Source organism: Paenibacillus sp. S150 (assembly GCF_019352175.1).
In the GTDB taxonomy this organism is placed as follows: Bacteria; Bacillota; Bacilli; order Paenibacillales; family Paenibacillaceae; genus Paenibacillus_AQ.
In genome coordinates, this window is record NZ_JACBYI010000009.1 from 158,498 (window position 1) to 178,807 (window position 20,310).

Annotated in this window: 14 protein-coding genes and 1 pseudogene; 13 read left to right on the forward strand and 2 right to left on the reverse strand. The window is 54.1% G+C overall.

The window, feature by feature from the left end:
* Nucleotides 1–211 precede the first annotated feature (211 nt).
* From HYD27_RS11740 to HYD27_RS11750, 3 genes and pseudogenes are all read left to right on the forward strand, one after another.
* Nucleotides 212–499: pseudogene (locus tag HYD27_RS11740) on the forward strand (MFS transporter); the annotation flags it as partial.
* A gap of 324 nt (nucleotides 500–823) precedes the next feature.
* A complete protein-coding gene (locus HYD27_RS11745; protein WP_219215215.1) occupies nucleotides 824–1,273 on the forward strand; it encodes a HEAT repeat domain-containing protein in 450 nt (149 codons plus the stop codon).
* Nucleotides 1,274–2,277: 1,004 nt separating this feature from the next.
* Nucleotides 2,278–2,877 carry a hypothetical protein gene (locus HYD27_RS11750; protein ID WP_219215217.1) on the forward strand — a complete coding sequence of 200 codons (600 nt, stop codon included), beginning with the start codon at nucleotides 2,278–2,280 and terminating at the stop codon, nucleotides 2,875–2,877.
* A gap of 102 nt (nucleotides 2,878–2,979) precedes the next feature.
* Here HYD27_RS11750 and HYD27_RS11755 read toward each other — a convergent pair whose 3' ends face one another.
* The gene (locus HYD27_RS11755) at nucleotides 2,980–4,575 is read right to left on the reverse strand and encodes an acetate--CoA ligase (RefSeq protein ID WP_219215264.1); all 1,596 of its coding nucleotides are present in this window, start codon (nucleotides 4,573–4,575) and stop codon (nucleotides 2,980–2,982) included.
* Nucleotides 4,576–4,742: 167 nt separating this feature from the next.
* On the opposite strand from HYD27_RS11755, the gene HYD27_RS11760 reads away from it, so the two are divergent.
* From HYD27_RS11760 to HYD27_RS11770, 3 genes are all read left to right on the forward strand, one after another.
* Complete coding sequence (locus HYD27_RS11760; RefSeq protein WP_219215221.1) at nucleotides 4,743–5,594, forward strand: gamma-glutamylcyclotransferase family protein; 852 nt, start codon at nucleotides 4,743–4,745, stop codon at nucleotides 5,592–5,594.
* A gap of 22 nt (nucleotides 5,595–5,616) precedes the next feature.
* Nucleotides 5,617–6,141, forward strand: coding sequence for a GNAT family N-acetyltransferase (locus tag HYD27_RS11765; RefSeq protein ID WP_219215266.1), 525 nt, complete (start codon nucleotides 5,617–5,619; stop codon nucleotides 6,139–6,141).
* A gap of 119 nt (nucleotides 6,142–6,260) precedes the next feature.
* The gene (locus HYD27_RS11770; protein WP_219215224.1) at nucleotides 6,261–6,977 is read left to right on the forward strand and encodes a stalk domain-containing protein; all 717 of its coding nucleotides are present in this window, start codon (nucleotides 6,261–6,263) and stop codon (nucleotides 6,975–6,977) included.
* A gap of 134 nt (nucleotides 6,978–7,111) precedes the next feature.
* Here HYD27_RS11770 and HYD27_RS11775 read toward each other — a convergent pair whose 3' ends face one another.
* Nucleotides 7,112–7,237 (reverse strand): DUF4023 family protein, encoded by a 126-nt coding sequence (locus HYD27_RS11775; RefSeq protein WP_219215227.1) that lies wholly within the window; start codon nucleotides 7,235–7,237, stop codon nucleotides 7,112–7,114.
* Between the two features lie 397 nt (nucleotides 7,238–7,634).
* On the opposite strand from HYD27_RS11775, the gene HYD27_RS11780 reads away from it, so the two are divergent.
* The 7 genes from HYD27_RS11780 (at nucleotide 7,635) to HYD27_RS11810 (ending at nucleotide 20,252) form a co-directional block, all read left to right on the forward strand.
* Nucleotides 7,635–9,458, forward strand: a complete 1,824-nt coding sequence (locus HYD27_RS11780) for a sensor histidine kinase (RefSeq protein ID WP_219215231.1) — start codon at nucleotides 7,635–7,637, stop codon at nucleotides 9,456–9,458.
* Nucleotides 9,451–10,977: a response regulator transcription factor gene (locus HYD27_RS11785; RefSeq protein WP_219215234.1), complete on the forward strand. Its 1,527-nt coding sequence runs from the start codon at nucleotides 9,451–9,453 to the stop codon at nucleotides 10,975–10,977. Before HYD27_RS11780 ends, HYD27_RS11785 begins: the two co-directional genes overlap by 8 nt.
* Nucleotides 10,978–11,155: 178 nt before the next feature.
* Nucleotides 11,156–12,649, forward strand: coding sequence for an ABC transporter substrate-binding protein (locus tag HYD27_RS11790; RefSeq protein ID WP_219215237.1), 1,494 nt, complete (start codon nucleotides 11,156–11,158; stop codon nucleotides 12,647–12,649).
* A gap of 82 nt (nucleotides 12,650–12,731) precedes the next feature.
* Nucleotides 12,732–13,664 (forward strand): ABC transporter permease, encoded by a 933-nt coding sequence (locus HYD27_RS11795; protein ID WP_220101600.1) that lies wholly within the window; start codon nucleotides 12,732–12,734, stop codon nucleotides 13,662–13,664.
* 21 nt (nucleotides 13,665–13,685) lie between these two features.
* Entirely contained in the window at nucleotides 13,686–14,603 is a 918-nt protein-coding gene (locus tag HYD27_RS11800) for a carbohydrate ABC transporter permease (RefSeq protein WP_219215239.1), read from the forward strand.
* A gap of 29 nt (nucleotides 14,604–14,632) precedes the next feature.
* Nucleotides 14,633–17,056, forward strand: coding sequence for a glycoside hydrolase family 3 N-terminal domain-containing protein (locus tag HYD27_RS11805; protein WP_219215242.1), 2,424 nt, complete (start codon nucleotides 14,633–14,635; stop codon nucleotides 17,054–17,056).
* Nucleotides 17,043–20,252: an alpha-mannosidase gene (locus HYD27_RS11810; RefSeq protein ID WP_219215243.1), complete on the forward strand. Its 3,210-nt coding sequence runs from the start codon at nucleotides 17,043–17,045 to the stop codon at nucleotides 20,250–20,252. The genes HYD27_RS11805 and HYD27_RS11810 overlap by 14 nt, the downstream gene beginning before the upstream one ends.
* The last annotated feature ends 58 nt before the right edge of the window (nucleotides 20,253–20,310 follow it).

The following is a 20,310-nucleotide window of genomic DNA, read 5'->3' on the forward strand; positions in this document are numbered from 1 at the left end:
CTTAGAATGTATATAACATTGAAAATAGGCTATTGACGCAGTCCGGGGATTTGATAGATTAGAAAGAGGAAAGTACAGCGAAGCTGAGTAGGCTGGGAGATGGAACATGATTATCTATGAGGCAACCAAGGAAGAATTTATGGATGATGTTACCGAAGACAGTATCGCCGTAAAAATCCACCAGAGGTAGACGGAAAAGACTGGCGGCGTCTTGGCGATGCCGTTCTTCAATACCCCTTCCGCAGTGCTGCTGCAGGAGAAGGTGGAGCCCGATTACCTGGGCAGAGTATTCGGTGTGCTGGGCATGATCTCAAGCTCTATGATGCCGCTTGGGATGCTCATCTTTGGTCCGCTGGCCGATGTGGTGGAAATTGAATGGCTGCTGAGGCTGACCGGGCTGCTGATGTTTATTCAGGGATTTTTCCTGCTGGGCAGCAGGGCGCTGGTAAAGGCGGGTGAACCTGCGCCGGCTGCGGCGGGCGCGGAGGAACAGACGTGATTTGGAGGTGCGCTGCAAGTGACGGGCGCTGTATTCGGCATATCCCCCGCTGTATTCCATCAGAAGCAAAAGGCCGCTTCCCTGTGGCTCAGCCGTAATAAAGGGGATGATGGACCGCCTGTTCTTGGAGAAACGGGAGCTGCCCCTGTCAGGGACGGCGAACCCGTTTTTGCTTGGAGCCGTGGAATAATATTTTGTCCAAAAGATTGAAATCAAGGAGTGCAGTACGGTAGAATTGCACTATATAGCTGCGCCCGGAATGTGCAAGCTTCCCAGGCCTGCTATACGACCAGCAGATTTAACCAAGAAGGGGATTGTAACGTTTTGAATAATGAAGAAATGAACAATGGACTGCCGGAGAATTACGGGGAACTGAAGAAGGCTGCCGGACGCTCTGCCGATTGGAGAGCCCGCCTTGAGGCCGTGGAGGAGCTTGGCCGCTGGAACCATAAACAAATTATTGATACTCTGAATCGTCTGATGATCAGCGATCCTGTATATACCGTCCAAGAAGCTGCCTATGAGAAGCTGAAGGCCTTCGGTGAAGATGTCAAGGTGCCTTCGAAGAACAAGCCGGAGCTGTTCAGAGGAATATCCAAGATTGTGCTGCGCATCAAGAAGAGCCTTCCGCGGGACCATTCGTATGAGGAATTCAAGGAGAAGCTGAAGAGGATGCGCATTGATGTCTATGATGCCTATGAAGGCGAGAAGGGCGAGGATTTTGACGCTTGGCTGCAGAAACTGTGGCTTTCGGCCACTACATCAGAAAGATAAGAAAGCGGAGTGACGGGGGACATGCCTGTTGCTCCGCTTTTTCAAAAGAGAATTTATAGGTTTCACGCTAAAAATTAGCCTTATCTTTCCCGCGGAAACGGATATACCGTCGTTATAAGGACGGTATATCCGTTTCCGCTTGCGCAGGATATACGCAGGCTTCTGGAGTGGACGCTCCGCGAACGGAGCGTTGTCCGGGTCGCTGTGGTCTCCAGATTTATTTCATTCCCCTTAGGAGCTGCGAGGAAATGAGTACCCGCTTTTGTTGACAAAAGCTCCACGGTTTTGGGAGTTTTGTCAACAATGTAGCGGTACTTTATTTCGTCGCAGTCTCTTAGCGGTGAAAATCCGGAGACCCGGGCGGCCGCTGCCGCTGTTCCGCGGGTCCGTCCGCTCCGCTGTTTAAGCGGAGGGCGGTTCTGTAATCTTTAAAAAACACAGTAAAGAAACTTAATTTATCCTGAATTGAACCGGAGAATCTGAACACACTGATGGAACGCAAGGATGAGATTCATAGGGGACTGAAGCGAAGTGTAAAAAGTAACACTAATGGACTAAAATTCTGGATTTAACAGGCTTTAGTGGGATTTTGTATACTTAATGGAGGCCCGCTCCCCCCATACGGCTGATTTCATCCGGATTAGTTATACTTTTTCCCACTAGGGATGATCCAGTCTCCGAAGGCGGTGGATTAGTTATCCTTTTTACCACTAAAATGGCTGCCCTTTGGATGAATGGTTCAGGTTCCTCTTAATGTAGGCGTATTCCTCTGCAAGGGGGCGAAACGGATCGATTAGGGAGCCTTTTTCCCGCTAACGCTTGCGAAAAAGCGGCTGGGGGGATATGAAGTGACCTTCTCCGCTTGTCAGGAAGATTCTTCAAGATGATTCCGGGAGCTTCCAAAGGCCCGGGTGTCCTTGGCCGCCGCATTGCTTAGCTTGGCAGAGGTGTAGTATGGTGGAATTAATGCAATGCTTAAATCTGATCATGCAAAGGATGACAACATGCGTAAATCTTCATCTGCTGAACAATTAACGTGCTTATTTCAGGAATACCTCAAGCTGTCGGCCGTATTGCGCCCCGGGTATATTGCCGGATTAGGCGGCGGAGAAGAAGCGGAAGCATCCGCTGCAATCAGCGGTATTGTGCCGGACGCGCCGGAGCTTTTACAAGTGATCTACAGCCGGGTTTCCGGTACAGGCAGCGACGAAGAGGAGCCAAGCCTGATCGAATTCATTCCGGGCTACAGGCTGATTCATATCCGGGAATATGAGCAGGAAATCAAGGTGCTGCGCAGTATTCTGGAAGCGAAGGGCTACAGCGGCGGCGGAACCGTCCTGCCCGTTCTGACCAACTGCGGCAGTGACTTCATCTGTTATTTCCAGAGTGAAGATGGAACAGAGCGGATCTGTGACCTGCTGCATGCTTACGGCGACCTGGCTGTGATGTACAATTCGCCGGAGAAGTTCCTGGAGACCCTTTGCGAGTTCTATAGGCAGGAGGTTTACTTTCTGGATGAGGAAGGCTACCTGGACTGTGATCTGGTCCTGGAAGGAGAAGTCGGCGCGTCGCTCAATCCGGAGGCGGAATATTGGTCGGAATAATTTCAAGCACACCAAAACAACGGGTGCCTTCCTTAATGCGGAGGGCACCCGTTCGCTATAATTGAAGCAATTACCGCAGCTCTGCTCCTGCCGGTGAAGCGTTTATTCCCGGGCAGCTCTCTTTTCCTGCTCGCGCAGCTCAACGCGCCGGATCTTGCCGGAGGCGGTTTTCGGAAGATCGGGGATGAACGCAATTTTACGCGGGTATTTGTAAGGCGCAGTCCATTCTTTGACATGGGCCTGCAGCTCTTTTACCAGCTCGGGTGTACCGGCACTGTCGTCCTTCAGCACCACGAAGGCTTTGACGACCGAGCCGCGGATCTCGTCAGGGCTTGCCACTACAGCGCATTCCTTGACCAGCGCATGCTTCATCAAGGCTTCCTCCACTTCAAACGGCCCGATGGTATACCCTGAGCTGATGATAATGTCGTCGCCCCGGCCTTCGAACCAGAAGTAGCCGTCTTCATCCTTGCGCGCCCGGTCTCCGGTGACAAAGTAATCCCCATGCGAGCAGTTCACCTTGCGCTCAGGGTCCTTGTAATAGTTCTGGAACAAGGCCGGCATGCTTAAGTGCACGGCAATATCTCCAACGACTCCCGCAGGCAGCGGAATTCCTTCCTCGTCAATCACCTCGACAATGCCCGGAGCAATCGATTTGCCCATGGAGCCGACCCGGATCGGTTCATCCTTCAGCGCTGCGATGATCAGCGTACTCTCAGTCTGCCCGTAGCCGTCACGGATCGTAATGTCAAAATGCTCCCGGAAGGTGTTGATAACCTCCTGGTTCAGCGGCTCGCCTGCGGACACGGCGCAGCGCAGCTTCGACAGATCAAACTGGGCCAGGCCTTCGGTCTTGGCCATCAGGCGGTATTCGGTCGGTGTGCAGCACAATACCTGAATGCCCTGATCCTGGAGCAGCTGCAAGTACCGGTCCGGATGAAACGGGCCATTGTAGACAAAGCCGGTTGCGCCATTGCCGAGAACAGTGAGAAAAGGGCTCCAGATCCATTTCTGCCAGCCCGGGGCGGCGGTGGCCCAGACGGTATCGGATTCCCGGATATCCAGCCACAGGGACGATACAATCTTCAGGTGGGCGTAACCCCAGCCATGGGTATGAACCACGGCCTTCGGATTGCCGGTCGTTCCCGACGTGTATGCCAGAATGGCGATATCCTCGCGGCGGCTGGCTACGGCAGTGAATGTCTCCGGCTGGCCGTTCATCAGGCCCTCAAGGTCCGTCCATCCGCTGTCAAGCTCTGCTTCATTTCCGCCAACGGAGAGCCGGTAATCGAGCGCAGGCAGATCCCCGGTGATTTTATTGACTTCTCCGGTCACTTCGGACCAGACAATGACGGCTCTGGCTTCGGAGTGGCGCAGCCGGTAAGCCAGATCCTTGGCCCGCAGCATTTCGGAGGAGGGGATAACGGCAAGCCCCAGCTTCAGGCAGGCCAGATAAATAACATAAGCAATAATCCGGCGCGGAACCATGACAAGCACGCGGTCCCCCTGCGCAAGACCAAGCCCGGACAGCCCGCCGGCAAGGCGGTTGGCCTGCTTCGTTAGGTCGCCGTAGGTGATTTCTTCGTAATTCCCGTTCTCCTGCAGCCACTTCAGCGCAATCTTTCCGGCTGGATGCTGCTCCATTTCTGAAGTGAGATTGTAGAATTCAGGTGCAATCCACTGATGATTATCCAAAATAAATCTCTCCTAATGTAAACATGATGGGGTTTGTTAATAGATACAGTATATCACGTTCTCCTAGTACCAGATGCTAATTGCAGCAGAACGAAGCAGAGAATCTTCTGTGACTATTCTTATTTTGTTATAATGCAGAAATATAGAGTGATCTGCAGGGAGGGAGCATTATGGGGCTTGTCTTTGTCTACGGAACACTGCGGCAAGGGGAACAATATCATCACTTGCTGGGCGGCAGCGGATTATTCTCTGCACAGGCGCAGGTGAAGGGGAGGCTTGAGGATACAGGTCTGGGCTATCCCGTGCTGATTGAAGGGGAAGGACGCGTGGCCGGAGAGCTGTACGAGATCACGGAAGCTGTGCTTAAGCGGTTGGATGAGCTGGAGGATTACTATGGACCGGATGATGAACGGAATGAATATGAACGGATCAGGGCAGAAGCAAGCACGGATAACGGAAAGGTGGAGTCGTGGCTGTATGTGTACCGGCATGCGCGGCGGCATAACGCCATCCCCGAAGGGGACTGGAAGCTGTACAGGCTGAAGCAAGCGGAGAATTTGCTCTATTTTGCCTACGGAAGCTGCATGGACCTGCAGCGGATTGAGCAGGCCGGAAGGGAAGGCTGCTTCAGCGGCGAGGAAGGACGCGGTGTGCTCGAAGGCTTCGGGGTGGCATTCACCCTGCCGCTTGCGGATGGCGGACGGGCTGATCTTGTGGAGCGCGCAGGCAGAGCTGAAGGCAAGCTGTACCGGATTACCCGCGAATGTCTGGAGAATTATTTGTACGCCAGAGAGGGCGTGGAAGAAGGATTATACCGTCCAGCAGTGGTGCGGGTGCAGCGCGGGAACGGAGCATCCGAGGATGCGGTTGTTTTTGTTGTGGCGGATAAAAAAGCGGAGACGGCTCCGCCCGCGCATTATATGCAGGAGATTCTCCGGGGCGCACGTCCGGTGGTTTCTGCCGGTTATTATGCCGCCCTGGAGAAGCGGTTTAGAATGGAGTTCGGTTATTGTGACATATGATGCAGAAAGCGGGAAGATGATTATGAACCCTACAGCCTTTGAAGAGGTTTATGCCATTATGGAAGCCTCCTTTCCTGACACTGAGTTCAGAACCTACAACGGGCAAAAGGCGTTGCTCAGCCACCGCCATTATCGTCTGTACACCGAGCGCGATGCGGAGAACCGCATTCTGGCCTTTCTGGCCGCCTGGGAATTCCCGGAGCTGCGGTTTGTCGAGCATCTTGCCGTCAATCCGGAGATCAGAGGGAGCGGCATCGGGAAGAAGCTGATGCAGGCTTATCTCAGCCGTCCCGGCAAGCCGGTTATGCTGGAGGTGGAGCTGCCGGAAGGGAAGCTTGCGCAGCGCAGGATTGGCTTTTATGAGCGGCTGGGCTTTCACATGAATCCGTTTGACTACGTGCAGCCTCCGCTGCGGACAGGACAGGCCGCTCTGCCGCTGCGCATCATGACCTGCCCCCGGCAGGCCACGCTGCAGGAGTTCAGGTTGTACAGAGACCTCCTGTACGCTGAGGTGTACAACATACAGGTTCCCGGCCGACGCCGATAGTCCCCGGGCTGCCGCTTGGAATTAGTTCTTTACAATCACGATACAAGTTGGAAACAAGTTCATGATTAAATGTATCCATGGCAGGCACACAACAAACGAGCTTACAAGGAGACGATGTCATGAAAAGCAAAAAAATGATCATAGCAACGATGGTATTCGGAATGGCAGTTACAGGCTCGGCGGGAGTATATGCGGGAACCAACCTGCAGAAGATCAGCGCATATCTTAACCACAGCATTAGATTCACGGTAAACGGAGCCGCATATACACCGGTGGACAACAATGGCAAGACGCTTGTGCCGATCACTTACAATGACACAACTTATCTGCCTGTCCGTGCGCTGGCGAACGCACTGAAAGTGCCGGTTACCTTCAATCCTTCAACCAATCAGGTTATTCTCGGTTCGGCAGCGGGAACAACAACGCCGGGTAATGGCTCGGAAATCACTGTGGCCGCTGTCCAATACAGCGCTGCGCAAAAAGAAGCCATCCATAAGGCCTTTGCCGCCTTCCAGGGCTTCGAAGCTGCTTATGCACCGCTGCAGATGATCAGCGGAGACGCCTTCCAGAAGGCAGCCGAAGGCTCCGATGGCGTAAGATTCCTCTTCAATCATATGAATGTGGACATCTCGCCGCGCGATTACTCCTATGAGTATGACGGCACGACAGTGAAGCTGTCGGGCGGGGCGGAAGGCAAATGGTATACCCCTTCGGATATCCCTATGCTGACCTTCAAGCTGGATGACCGCTATGTCACCCTCAGCTCTCCGGACAAAGCGCTGAGCAAGGCCCAGCTTGAGAAAGTGGCTGCAGGTGTAGCGAAATTAAGCAATTAACCCGATTAACCCGATTTACCGCCAGCACTTCCTTGTAATATAGATAGAAGCATATCTCTGTAAGCAGTACAAAAGGGATGTCCGTCAAAGCCGGTTGAACTGGCTTAATGCGGGCATCCCTTTTACGCTTGGTGCTATTTATTGGAGCTGTGCTGCTTGTTTGCCAACCGGGCCTCCGGTGAGCCTTTGCCGCGGCGCTTGTTCTTCTCCGCTTTCTTCATGTTCTCCTGAAACTTCTCCACGAATTCGTGCGTGTTCATCGGTTTCCTCCTAGAAGTGTTTTGAACGGTACACCTGCTTCGGAAGCAAATGCTGAACTCTGCCAGCGTTGCTTCATACAATAACACCTGCTGTTACTGTGTCCACTTTTGCAGAGGCCCATACCCGGCGAGGCGGTGCCTGGGCCAAGGAAGATCCATATGAGGGTGTGCGGAAAACGGCCATATTTAATTTGTACAGTAAACCTTTACTTTCTACCCTGTTTGCACCTCTAACCTTACCTTATTGTTGAAATAGAAAAGATGACTGTCCGCCCATACAAAAACGGCAACAGTTGTTTCCGCGGCGTGATATAATTTGACAATCCGGTTAAAATATAAGGCTGAAGTGTGAATTCACAATTCACCAGGCTGCAGGGGTAGGGGGGATACGTACATCATGCTTCCGGGGAAATGGTACAAAAAGCATTTTAAAAATAATCTGTTTATGAAGATCATCCTGATCTTCTCCATTATAGCTGTGGTTACGACGATTACGTTCTCCTATCTGATGTTCCTCCTGATGTCGCAATCCGTAGTGCAGCGGCAGCTGGAGATTCAGAAAAGGACTGTTGAGAGCGTGAACAATTATATGCAGCAAAAATATGACGCTGTGCAGACGATGATGCGCGATGTTTACCGGGACAGTGAATTGACGGCGAATACTTCCTATCTGCTGGAGCATCCTTATCAGGATTATGTAACCTACAGGCTTGACCGTTATTTTAACGAGAGCAGCACGACTGCGGACAGCGTACAGTTCTTCCGGAACCGGATGGAGGATGATACGGATATCCGCAGGCTGCTGCTCTACAGCTCGGCCAGACAGCAGCTGTTTGTATTCAATGAACGGGAGAACTTCAATATTATCTCCACCAATGCTGCACGGTCGCTTGTTCCGGACGCACTGTATTTGGAAGAAGCCAGCAGTGTGGCGATTCCGAATATTTGGGTCAGCCGCACCATATCCCTTGAGGATTCCCCTATGTTCTCCATCCGTGTGCCTATTAATGACAAGCAGTCGCTGCGCAACATCGGACAGCTGCTGGTATTCTATAATGCGGAACGTGTCTGGGAGAGCATGGGCGATTACAAGGATGATTTCAAAGGGGATATTATTGTGCTCTCGGCTGACAATGATGTGCTTTTTGACAGCTCGGGAACTTTTTACGGCAAGAAGTATCCTCATCCAGAGCAGATTGAAGCGATTTATGCGGATGGTGAAGAAGTGGACGGTATGGTGATTACGAAGCTGACGAACAGCCAGGGGGGCTTTACCGTGCTCAGTGCGGTTCCGGAGAAGGAGCTTGCGGCCACCTACAGCGGTCTGCGCAACATGATTATAACCATCTGTCTCGTCTGTATCCTGTTCGCGGTAATAACGCCCTCTCTGTTCATCAGCAATTTCGCCACCCGGGCGCATAATATTATCCGCTTCACCCGCAAAGTGAAGAACGGGGATCTTGAAGCCCGGATTGCGGACGTCAAGGAAGACGAGCTGGGCCAGATTTCCAAAAGCTTCAATGATATGCTGGACGAGCTTAACCGTTATATCGACAGGGTATTTAAGGCGGAGATTAAGCAGAAGCACAGCGAGATTTCGGCGCTGGAGGCAAGGGTTAATCCGCATTTTTTATATAATACCCTGGAAGTCATCCGCATGCGGGCGATTTCCCAGGGAGCGGCGGATGTGGGCGAGATGATCTACAGCCTGTCCGTCCTGTTCAAAAGCTATGTTCATCCCAAGGCGAAGCATACGATGAAGGATGAGCTGGAAGCCTGCCGGCTGTATCTGGAGCTGTTCCGCATCCGGTACAAGGACAAATTCTCCTATGATCTCTACTGCCCCAAGGAGCTGGAAGGTCGGATTGTCCTGAAAATGTCGCTGCAGCCCATCGTGGAGAATTATATCCTGCACGGCATGCGGACGGACCGCAGCGATAACCGTATCTCAATTCAGCTGGCCAAGGAAGGCGGGATTCTGCGCGCCGTGGTTACCGATAATGGCCGGGGCATCAAGCATGAGCGGCTTGTGCAGATCCAGGATGATCTGCAGCACACGGACAGCTCCACGCAGTCCTTCGGCCTGCGGAGCATTCACGAGCGGATGAAGCTGCTGTACGGGGAGCCGCACGGTATTAAGGTGGAGAGCGAAGAAGGCAACGGAACCACGGTCACTGTGAGTTTTCCTGACCTGGGAGAGGAGGAGCCAACCTATGTATAAGGTATTCATCGTGGACGATGAGCCATTTATTATTGAAGGTCTCTATGACATCGTCGATTGGGCCGGAATGGGAATGGAGATTGTCGGCCGTGCGGAGAACGGGCAGGAGGCTCTGCAGGCGCTGACCTCACTCCGTGCGGATATTCTGATTACGGACATTTCCATGCCGCTGATGAATGGCCTGGATCTGATCCGCGCTGTCCGCAGAGTTCAGCCAGGGCTTAAGGTCATAATCCTCAGCGGGTATGACGAATTTGGCTACCTCAAGGAGGGCATGGCGCTGGGAATTGAGAATTATCTGCTGAAGCCGATTAATCTGGAGGAATTCAGGGCTACGCTGAGCAATGCAGTAGAGAAGCTGAATATGAGCAAAGCCGAAGAGAAATTGAACGCGCACAGCATTTCCATATTGAGAGACAATGTGATGCACCGCTGGCTGCGGGAACAGATTGGACCGAATGAATTCCGTGAACGCGCGGAGCTGCTGGGCATCCAGCTGGACAAGCCGCTGCTGCTGGCGGCATTGCTGCGGCCCGGCAGGGAGGCCGGCAGCGGGGAATTTCTGAAGGCAGTGGCAGCTGCGCTTGGCGGCAGCAGCTCTGTGATTCTTTTTCAGGATATGGAAGGAGATGCCGTGCTGCTGCATGGCTTAAGTGAATACCAGCGCGGGAAGGAAGAGGTAGAGCGCTGCCATGAGCGGCTGTCCAGGCAATTGTCCTCTTTTCAGCCGCTCCGCCTCTCGGTGGGCTCAGTCGTTGAGACAGAAGGCGGTGCGGCGCAGAGCTATGCAGAGGCGAAGAAAGCCCAGGAGTATTTCATGCTGTTTCCGGAACGGACGGTTATCCGCTATGAGGAGATTGAAAGCCGCAGTGAAGCGGACGGGCGGGAGGTCACAACGAACTGGGAGCAGGTGCAGAAGCTGATTCTGGCCAAGGACAAGGAAGCGCTGCTGCAGCGGATTGACGAACGGTTCGAGCAGCTGCGGCATATGGAAGGCGTGACTCCGGATATTCTTCAGGATTTCTCCATGGAATGGATGATCCGTTTCAAGATGCAATTGAAGGAAATCAGACATTGCGAAGAGCCGGAGCTGTACCAGGAAGGCTTCCGCAGACTCCGCGAGACAAGCTCGATTCTGGAATGGATTCATATCCTCAAGGAAGCTGCCTCGCTTACGGTTGACCTGCTGGTCCGCGATGTGAAGAGTCCGGTCGTCCAGCAGGTGCTTAATTTCATCCATGAATCCTACGCCGAGGATATTTCACTGAAAACGCTTGGCGCACAATTCAACATCCATCCGGTGTATCTGGGGCAGCTGTTCAGCAAAGAGGTGGGGGATACCTTCACCGAATACATCAACCGGTACCGAATTGAGAAAGCTAAGGAACAGCTGCGCACAACCTCAAGCAAGGTCCACGAAATCGCCAGGAATGTCGGCTATTGGGAGACCGGATATTTCTACAAGCAATTCAAAAAATATGTGGGAATTTCCCCCACCGAATACAAAGGACTTGTGTAACGACTGTCTGCCGGGCAAGTTCTTTTCTTTATTTTCTACATGATTTATTTAGTTTAGCTTCTGTCTGAGAATGCTTTCATCAACTAAAGTTAAGATAATCCTTGAAAGGACACAGGCTAAACAAGCTCTTCAGAGGCTCCTGCGGCTTCAAGGTGAAAAAAAGGGGAGGTTACAAAGAATGAGCAAGAAAAACAAACGGTTTTCCCTGTTACTGACATCGCTGATGGCATTCTCGGTACTGCTTAGCGCATGCGGCGGTTCGAACAATGCCGGGACCAATGATTCGGCTTCCGGATCGGGAAGCACTTCGGAGAAACCGGTAGAGCTGATCTGGTACACCATCGGTGCGCCGCAGAAGGACCTGGACCTGGTCGTGGATGAAATCAACAAATACACCAAAGAGAAAATCAATGCAACCCTGAAAATCAACATGATCGACTACGGTGACTACTCGCAAAAAATGCAGGTTAAGGTTGCCTCAGGCGAACCCATGGATATCATGTTCACCTGCTCGTGGGCCCTGGATTATGTACAGAATGCCCGCAAAGGCGCATTCCTGGAAATCGACAGCCTGATTGACGAATACGGTAAAGACCTCAAGGCTGCCATCGATCCGGCCTTCCTGGAAGGCTCCAAGGTAGACGGGCACAACTATGCGATTCCTGCCAACAAAGAGCTTCCGGCACAGGAAGTATGGCGCTTCAACAAAGAGCTGGTGGACAAGTACAATCTGGACATCACCAGCGCAACAACTTTGGAAAGCATTGAGCCTTTGCTCAAAACCATCAAAGAAAACGAACCGGGTATCACACCGTATGCAATGGTCAAGGACCACATGCCGGTAATGCCTTTCGACTATATCATTGAAAAAATGCCGATGGCCGTATATTTGGACACTACAGACTATAAAATTGTCAACATTCTGGAAACTCCAGAGCTTAAATCCAGTCTTGAAACCGTACACAAATATTACAAGGCAGGTTATGTATCATCAGAAGTAGCCACAACCTCTTCGGTGGATGACCTGTACAAAGCCGGCAAATGGTTCATGGACCGTGCCACTACACAGCCAATGGCCGACAACCTGTGGTCAGCGAGCTACGGCTATCCTGTAGTATCCAGCCCAGCCGGAGAAGCCTACATCTACAACTGGTCCGTTATGGGTTCCATGCAGGCCATTTCCGCGAACTCCGAGCATCCTGAGAAAGCTATGGAATTCCTGAACCTGCTGAACACTGATCCGTATCTGCGCAATCTGGTCGACTCGGGTATTGAAGGTGTGCACTATGAGAAGGTCAATGACACCACCATCAAGAATCTGCCGGAAGCACAGAACTATGATATGCCATCCTTCGCTCTGGGCAACATCATGATCAATTATTTGAACGAGGGCGACCCTGCGGACAAATGGGAGCAGTTCAAAGCCTTTAACGAAGCGGGCGTCAATGCTCCGCTGCTCGGCTTCAACTTTGATACCTCCAAGGTGACGAATGAAATCGCCGCTGTGCAGAACGTGAAGGAAGAATTCTGGGCTCCGCTGATGACGGGAACCGTAGATCCTGACGAATATCTGCCAAAAGCGATTGAGAAATTCAAGGCTGCCGGACTCGACAAAATCATCGCAGAAGCACAGGCACAAATCGACGAATGGAAAGCCGCGAACAACAAATAATTCATTCTTTAAGGAAGATCGGGCGGGTGCCAAGCCTCTTGCCCGGTCTTTTCTTTACAGTTCAGGAGGGCTCAACGTGAAAATGATTGGCGGATTCATCCGAAATATCATCAAAGACAAGGTTATGCTGCTCATGGTCCTACCGGGTGCGCTGTGGTTCCTCTTTTTCTCCTATTTGCCAATGGTAGGAACAGTTATCGCATTTAAAGAATACCGCTACAGCCGGGAGGGCTTCTGGGCCAGCATTGTTAACAGCAAGTGGGTAGGCTGGGACAACTTCAAATTTCTGTTCACCACGAACGATGCCTACATCATTACACGCAATACGCTTTTATACAATGCAGTCTTCATTTTGCTGGGCCTGGTGCTGTCCGTAGTCATGGCGATTGTGCTGTCCGAGATTGCCAACAAGAAGCTGGCCAAGGTCTATCAGACAGGCATGTTTCTGCCGTACTTTCTGTCCTGGGTTGTTGTCGGCTATTTTGCCTTCAGCTTTCTCAGCTCCGAGAGCGGTGTGCTGAACCAGATTCTGAGCTATTTTGGGGCAGAACGGATCAACTGGTACTCCGAGAAAAAATATTGGCCGGTCATTCTCGTGCTGGTATATTTGTGGAAGGCGCTCGGCTATAACAGCGTAGTCTACCTGGCGGCTATCATGGGTATCGACAAATCGCTCTATGAAGCGGCGATGATTGACGGCGCAGGCAAATTCCAGCAGATCAAGAATATTACGCTGCCGCTGCTGAGCCCCATCATCACCATTATGACACTGCTTGCGATCGGGAAAATCTTCTATGCCGACTTCGGCTTGTTCTACCAGGTGCCCCGCAATTCCGGGACGCTGTACAGTGTTACGAACGTTATCGATACCTATGTCTACCAAGGCCTCAAATCTACAGGCGAGATCGGCATGAGTACTGCGGCGGGTCTTTATCAGTCCGTTGTCGGCTTCGTGCTTGTCATCAGCTCGAACTATATCGTGCGCAAATTCAACAAGGACAGCGCCTTATTCTAGTCTGCGAAGGGAGTGAACCAGATGTCCACTTTAGTTAAAAAAGAACGTGATTTCCATAAGCTCTCCAAAACCTGGAACGTGCTTTTTAATCTGTTTGCAGGTATTTTTGCATTCCTGTGCGTATTTCCTTTTATATTTGTAGTGATCATTTCCTTCACGGATGAAGGGGCGCTGGCCAGAGACGGCTACAGTCTGTTCCCGGCCAAATGGAGCCTGGGTGCATACCAATATGTGTTTCAGTCAGGTGACATGCTGCTGCGGTCCTACGGGGTAACCATCCTCGTGACGGTGCTGGGCACACTGATCAGCCTGCTGTTTATTTCGTTTTATTCCTATGCCATTTCCCGTAAAAGCTTCAGATACCGCAATTTCTTTGCTTTCTTTGCCTTCTTCACCATGCTTTTCAACGGCGGGCTCGTTCCAACCTACATCATTGTCACGCAGTTCCTTGGCCTGAAGGATACGATCTGGGCGCTGGTGATGCCGCTGGCTGTCAACGCCTTTTACATTATGATCCTGCGGACGTTCTACAGCACCAGCGTTCCCGATGCCATTATTGAATCCGGTAAAATCGACGGCGCGGGCGAATTCCGCATCTTCCTTACACTGGTGCTGCCGCTCTCGTTGCCCGGTCTGGCTACCATTGCCCTGTTCAGTACCCTGGGCTACTGGAACGACTGGTTCAACGCACTGCTATATATCGATGATCCGAACCTGGTTCCGCTGCAGTCGATGCTGATGCGGATCGAGACCAGCATGCAATTTATTATGCAGAACTCAACCAACAGCTCGCTCAGCCTGGAGGCGCTCCGCTCCATGCCGCAGGATACCTCGCGGATGGCGATGGTGGTGCTGGCGACCGGGCCGATTATTTTTGCCTATCCCTTCTTCCAGCGTTATTTCATCCAGGGGCTTACGGTAGGAGCGGTGAAGGAATAAGACCGTCAGCATAAGAAGGAGTGGAGAGTATGACATATAAAGACCCAGGCAAGCCGGCCAAAGAACGGGCGGAGCATTTGCTGGGACTGATGACCTTGGAAGAAAAGGCCGCTCAGCTGGTTCAGCCCTTCGGCTGGCAGGCCTATGAACATACAGATGGAGAGATTACGCTTACGGAAGACTTTAAACGCCGGGTGGCGGAGGCGGGCGTCGGTTCGCTGTACGGAATGCTTCGCGCCGATCCGTGGACAGGCGTGACACTGGCAAGCGGTCTGTCTCCGAGGCAGGGCGCGGAAGCGGTGAATGCCATTCAGCGCTATGCCATCGGGAACTCACGCCTCGGCATCCCGATCCTGATCGGGGAAGAGTGCTCGCACGGGCATATGGCGATTGGGGCGACGGTATTTCCGGTTCCGCTGTCGCTGGGCAGCTCGTGGAATGTGGACCTGTACCGGGAAATGTGCCGGGCGGTGGCGCTGGAGACCCGCAGCCAGGGCGGAACGGTAACCTACTCGCCGGTGCTTGATGTGGTGCGCGACCCCCGCTGGGGCCGCACCGAGGAGTGCTTCGGCGAGGACGCTTATTTGATCAGCGAGCTGGCCGTTGCCTCCGTCGAGGGGCTTCAGGGGGAATCGCTGAGCAGCCGGGAGAGCGTCGGCGCTACCCTGAAGCATTTTGTCGGCTACGGCAGCTCCGAGGGCGGCCGCAATGCCGGCCCGGTGCATATGGGCTGGCGCGAATTGCTGGAAGTCGATCTGCTGCCGTTCAAGAAGGCGGTCGGGGCGGGCGCAGTGTCCATTATGCCCGCCTACAATGAAATCGACGGCGTCCCCTGCACGGCGAATACCGCGCTTATGGAGGATATTCTCCGCGGGGCCTGGGGCTTTGAGGGCCTCGTAATTACCGATTGCGGCGCCATCGAAATGCTGGCTGCCGGGCATGATGTGGCAGAGGACGGACTGGATGCGTCCGTGCAGGCCATCACTGCCGGCATCGATATGGAGATGTCCGGCGCGATGTTCGGGGAGCATCTCGTGAATGCCGTCCATACAGGCAAGCTGGCGGTGGAGGTTCTGGACCGCGCCGTCCAGCGGGTGCTGGAACTGAAATTCAAGCTTGGCCTGTTCGAGCAGCCGTACGCCGATCCGGAGGCGGCAGAGAAATTTATCGGAAGCAGCAGGCACCGGGAGCTTGCCCGGAAGCTGGCAGCGGAGAGCATCATTCTGCTCAAGAATGAAGGCGGCACGCTGCCGCTGAACGCCGGCGCGGGCGGCAACAGCGGCAGGACAGGCAACGAGGGCACAGGCGCCGGCTCCGCAGGCATCAGCGGCACAGGCAGCAGGGATGCCTGCGTCGGCCCGGGCGGCAAAGACAGCGGCGGCTCCGGCAAGGTGGCCGTTATCGGCCCGAACGCCGATGCGCCTTACAATCAATTGGGCGACTACACCTCGCCGCAGCAGCGTTCCAGCATCGTAACCGTGCTGGACGGTATACGCGGCAAGCTTGGGCCGGAGCGGGTGCTGTACGCACCGGGCTGCCGGATCAAAGGCGATGACCGCGAAGGCTTTGAGGCTGCACTGGCCTGTGCTGTACAGGCCGACACCGTGGTGCTGGCGCTCGGCGGCTCAAGCGCCCGTGATTTCGGTGAAGGCACGATTGACCTGAAGACCGGAGCGTCACAGGTCACGGAGCATTCCTGGAGCGATATGGACTGCGGCGAAGGGATTGACCGGATTTCACTGGCGCTTTCGGGTGTGCAGCTGGAACTGTTCAAGGAGCTTCACAAGCTGGGCAAGCCGTTGATTGTGGTCTATATCAATGGCCGTCCGGTGAGCGAGCCTTGGATTGAAGAGCATGCCGACGCCATTCTGGAGGCCTGGTATCCGGGGCAGGAGGGCGGTCATGCCGTGGCCGATATCCTGTTCGGGGATGTCAATCCTTCAGGCAGGCTGACCATCTCCTGGCCGAAGGATGCCGGACAGCTTCCGGTGTATTACAACGGCAAGCGTTCACGCGGCAAAAGATACCTAGAAGCAGATTCACAGCCCCGCTACCCGTTCGGGTTCGGACTGGGCTATACGAGCTTCAGTTATGCCGATCTTATAGTCGAGCCGCAGGCGATTGCTGCCGGAGAAACGGCGACGGTAAGCATCACAGTAACAAACACCGGAGAACGTGAAGGAGCCGAGGTCGTTCAGCTCTATATCTCCGATGTTGCCAGCAAGGTATCAAGACCTGCCAAGGAACTGAAGGGCTTCCGCAAGATTACGCTGTCTCCGGGCGAAGCGCAAACCGTAGAATTTGAGGTCGGCGCGGAGCAGCTGCAATATATTGGTCCGGACTACCGGCCTGTCGTAGAGCCGGGAGCATTCAAGGTGCTGGTAGGCAGTCATGTGAATGATGTGCGGGAAGCCGCGCTTGAGGTAAAGGAGGGTGCGCATGGAACGGATTAGAAGATTTATCCGCGAGCTGTCCGAGCGGCAGTGGCTGGAGCAGCACACGCTGGAGGGCTGGGATATTCAGGCATCGGTCTATACCGTGCCGGGTCAATATGACGGCGTTCGGCCTTATACGGAAGGCGGGGATTTCAGCCTGTTTCCGAGTGTACAGGGAACCACTTACTTTTTCCGCCGTGCGCTGGACATTCCCGGGGAGTGGGCAGAGCAGCGTGCGGGTCTGATTTTTGAATCGGGAGGCGAGGGATTGCTGCGGGTGAACGGAGAATCTCGCCAGGGCCTCGACCGGAACCACACCTTTGTCACACTTGAAGCCACCCCGGACGGAAGACCGCTGGAGCTGGAAATTGAATTGTTTGATCCGATCCCGGAGCCGGTGGACCCGCTCAATCAGCAGGCGGTCATCCAGCCGCCGATCCGGTCTATCCGCACCTGGCTGGTGCGGGTCAATGTGCCGGTACAGAGCCTGATGTATACGGCTCTCATTGTCCGCGATTCGGCCATCCTGCTGCCGGAAGAGGATATGCGCCGCACGCGGATGCTGGAAGCCTTGTACCGGGTGATGGATGAATATTTGAATCTGCCGGAGGCCGCTCTTCGTGAGGGCAGCCCGGTTACAGGGCTTGAAGAAAAACTGCGGGCAGATATCAACGCCATTGGCGCAAATGCGGAAGGCACCATCCATATGGTCGGCCAGTCGCATATCGATATTGCCTGGCTGTGGCCTGTCCGCGAGACCGTGCGGAAGACCAGCCGGACCTTCTCGACCGTGAATGCACTGATGGAAGAATACCCGGAATATCAATTTGCCCAGAGCCAGCCGCAGCTGTTCGAATATCTCAAGCAGAACGATCCGGTGCTGTTCGCCAGGGTCAAAGAGAGAATCCGCGAAGGACGCTGGGAGCTTGTCGGCGGCATGTGGGTGGAGCCGGATCTGAATATTCCGAGCGGAGAATCGCTGATGCGCCAGATGCTCTACGGCCAGCGGTTCTACCTGGAGGAATTCGGCAAGACCTCCGATATTGAATGGCTGCCGGATACCTTCGGCTACTGCGCATCGCTTCCGCAGATTATGCGGCATGGCGGCGTGCGCTATTTCATGACCACGAAGCTCGGCTGGAATGACACCAATGTGTTCCCTTACGATCTGTTCCATTGGGTCGGCATTGACGGCACCGCCATGCTGTCCTATCTCAACCATGGGGTGAATGAGAATACTCTGCCCAAGGATGTACACGACCACTGGCAATCCTTCCGTGAAAAGAAAACACACAATGAGCAAATGCTGCTCTACGGGCATGGCGACGGCGGCGGAGGGGTAACCCGCGAAATGCTGGAATATATCCGCAGGGCGGACCTGATGGTCGGCCAGCCCGCCAGTACCTTCAGCAATGCGGCAGAATTCTTCGCCGGTATTGAAGAGCGGCAGCCGAAGCTCCCGGAATGGCGCGGCGATCTCTATCTGGAGCTGCACCGGGGCACTTATACTACCCATGGCCGCAATAAGCGGAACAACCGCAAGGCGGAAATCCTGTACCGCGAGGCGGAGCTGTGGCAGACACTGGCAGCCCCTTCAATGAAGCCGGAGCTGCTGGGCAGCATCGCAGAGCAGCTGCATCAAGGCTGGAAGCTGGTCCTGCTGAACCAGTTCCATGACATTATTCCCGGCTCGGCCATCACCGAAGCCTATGTGACCTCGGAGAAGGAATACCGCGAGGTGTTCGCCCTGGGTCAGGCAGCGCTGCAGCCGGGGCTTGAAGTCCTGGCGGCTCAAGTGACGACGGCAGGCGGAGGCAGGCCTTATGTGCTGTTCAACAGCCTGGGCTGGGTACGCGATGCTGTAGCCGTAATCCCATTGGCAGATGCCGGTATAGAAGGAACAATTACAACGGAAAATACGGAACGGACAAATACAACATGGGCTGCCTATGATGAAGCCGGCCATTCCCTTTCGCTGGACATCATTTCCGGCTCCGCGGCTGCGGACCAGCTGTCGGCCTGCATTCATATTCCGCAGATCCCGGGCCTTGGCTATAAGACGATCTGGTTGAGAAGCGTGCCTGTGGAAGCCGCCGGAGATTCCGGGACAGCTGCAACGCAAGCCGCCGGAGCTGCTTCAGCCTCGCAGGCTGCTCCATTGGCGGCGCACGCGGTACTGGGCGACAGCTGGGACACGCCGCACTACCGCCTTGCCTTCAATGAAAGAGGCGAAATCATCAGCCTCTTCGATAAAGCAGCCGGCCGCGAGATCGTGCAGCCGGGCGGACGCGCCAACCGGTTTCATTTTTTTCATGACCGTCCGACGCTCTGGGACGCCTGGGATATCGACAATCGTTATGAAGCCCAGCCCGCCGGTGAAGCGGAATTGGTGGAGAAATACGTGCTTCACTCGGGCAAGGTCCGGGATGTGCTGAGATTCCGCTGGAAGCTGGGCCGTTCTGTGATTACCCAGGATTTGATTCTGTATTTCAATGATCGTAGAATCGACTTCAATACACATGTGGACTGGAATGAAGCCCATAAGCTGCTGAAGGTCGGCTTCCCGGTTGATGTGGTTGCAGACAAAGCGACCTATGAGATTCCCTTTGGCGCACTGGAGCGCCCGACCCACCGCAACACCAGCTGGGAGCAGGCGCAGTATGAGGTATGCGGCCACCGTTTTGCCGATGTGTCCGAGCATGGCTATGGCGTCAGTCTGCTGAATGACTGCAAGTACGGCTATGACGTTCAAGGCAGCACCATCCGCCTGTCGCTGCTGCGTGCGCCGAAGTGGCCCGATGCCACTGCGGACCTGGGTGCGCATGACTTCACTTATTCACTCTATCCCCACACCGGGGATTGGCGGAGTGCGCACACGCTGCGCAAGGCAGCCGAGCTTAACCATGAAGTACCCGCAATCGCCGCTGCCGGGAAGACTGGACAGCTGCCGTCCACTGGAGCTTTTATCGGCTTCGATGGGCAGCATGTTGTGCTGGATACCGTGAAGCCGTCCGAGGATGGACAAGGCTGGATTCTGCGTCTCTATGAATCCGCCGGCGGGCGCGAAACCGTGAAGCTGGGCTGGAAGCAGCCTGTCAGCGAAATTTGCCTCTCCAACGCTCTGGAGCAGGAGCTTGCGCCTGTAGCCCATCACGAAGGCGAATTCGAGCTGGGCTTCGCTCCTTTTGAGATCAAAACCATTTACATTCGGTAAACCGGCCAACAACAACAGGCGCCGATGAGCGGGAAGAAGCCGGAACTGCTAAGCTAAG

What these genes read in the sequence shown, in the direction of transcription:
- HYD27_RS11765 (WP_219215266.1), top strand. Translation starts at nt 5,617, where the DNA reads ATGAACCCTACAGCCTTTGAAGAGGTTTATGCCATTATGGAAGCCTCC.
- HYD27_RS11790 (WP_219215237.1), top strand. Translation starts at nt 11,156, where the DNA reads ATGAGCAAGAAAAACAAACGGTTTTCCCTGTTACTGACATCGCTGATG.
- HYD27_RS11780 (WP_219215231.1), top strand. Translation starts at nt 7,635, where the DNA reads ATGCTTCCGGGGAAATGGTACAAAAAGCATTTTAAAAATAATCTGTTT.
- HYD27_RS11795 (WP_220101600.1), top strand. Translation starts at nt 12,732, where the DNA reads ATGATTGGCGGATTCATCCGAAATATCATCAAAGACAAGGTTATGCTG.
- HYD27_RS11770 (WP_219215224.1), top strand. Translation starts at nt 6,261, where the DNA reads ATGAAAAGCAAAAAAATGATCATAGCAACGATGGTATTCGGAATGGCA.
- HYD27_RS11775 (WP_219215227.1), bottom strand. Translation starts at nt 7,237, where the DNA reads ATGAACACGCACGAATTCGTGGAGAAGTTTCAGGAGAACATGAAGAAA.
- HYD27_RS11760 (WP_219215221.1), top strand. Translation starts at nt 4,743, where the DNA reads ATGGGGCTTGTCTTTGTCTACGGAACACTGCGGCAAGGGGAACAATAT.
- HYD27_RS11810 (WP_219215243.1), top strand. Translation starts at nt 17,043, where the DNA reads ATGGAACGGATTAGAAGATTTATCCGCGAGCTGTCCGAGCGGCAGTGG.
- HYD27_RS11805 (WP_219215242.1), top strand. Translation starts at nt 14,633, where the DNA reads ATGACATATAAAGACCCAGGCAAGCCGGCCAAAGAACGGGCGGAGCAT.
- HYD27_RS11800 (WP_219215239.1), top strand. Translation starts at nt 13,686, where the DNA reads ATGTCCACTTTAGTTAAAAAAGAACGTGATTTCCATAAGCTCTCCAAA.
- HYD27_RS11750 (WP_219215217.1), top strand. Translation starts at nt 2,278, where the DNA reads ATGCGTAAATCTTCATCTGCTGAACAATTAACGTGCTTATTTCAGGAA.
- HYD27_RS11785 (WP_219215234.1), top strand. Translation starts at nt 9,451, where the DNA reads ATGTATAAGGTATTCATCGTGGACGATGAGCCATTTATTATTGAAGGT.